Source organism: Burkholderia sp. AU4i, assembly GCF_000466765.1.
In the GTDB taxonomy this organism is placed as follows: domain Bacteria; phylum Pseudomonadota; class Gammaproteobacteria; order Burkholderiales; family Burkholderiaceae; genus Burkholderia; species Burkholderia cepacia.
The window spans coordinates 1-627 of record NZ_ASSI01000391.1; the positions used below are offsets into that span (position 1 = coordinate 1).

The following is a 627-nucleotide window of genomic DNA, read 5'->3' on the forward strand; positions in this document are numbered from 1 at the left end:
CATCGCCGACCTTGAACGCCATCGTCATCGGCGGCATCCCGACGTTGTCGAGCGCGCCATGCTTCAACATGACCAGCCCGCGCCCGGCATCGACCTCCTTGACCTCGGCATCGGTCAGGGCCGCATCCGGCGCCGACATCTTCGAGCTCCCCATGCTCATCGCAGGCATGTCGCTGCCCGCGAACGCCGGCATCGCGACGACTGCCGCCGCGCACCACGCGGCGAAATCGTGAAAGCAGGTATTCATCGATCGTCCCCCGCAGCCCCGAAGACATTCCCGTTATTCATCGAAGCCGCGACGCGGATGCCCGGCTCAAACGAACAACGTCGCACCGGCCCATGCGATCAGCACGACGCCCAGCACGCGCCCGGCGCGCTCGCCGCCGGGCAGGATTTTTTCCGCGAACACGAACACCGACAACGCGGCGATCCACACGACGTTCATCACGCCGCCGACGAACAGCAGCGCCATCAGCAACCCGCAGCACCCGACGCAATACATCCCGTGTCGCGCACCGAGCAGGAAACTGCCGGCGATGCCCGGACGCCAGTGCGCAACCAGAAAGGCGGCCGGCGCGCGGCATTGCCGAAGGCATGCACGTTTCAGCGGCGAGAATTGATAGAGCC

Annotated in this window: 2 protein-coding genes; both read right to left on the reverse strand. The window is 66.0% G+C overall.

Annotated features, from left to right (window positions below):
* A partial coding sequence (locus tag L810_RS42970; RefSeq protein ID WP_042978421.1) for a copper-binding protein occupies positions 1-247 on the reverse strand: 247 nt, incomplete at its 3' end.
* A 66-nt stretch (positions 248-313) separates the two neighbouring features.
* On the reverse strand, positions 314-627 hold a 314-nt coding region (locus L810_RS42975; protein WP_042978422.1), incomplete at its 5' end, for a DUF2182 domain-containing protein.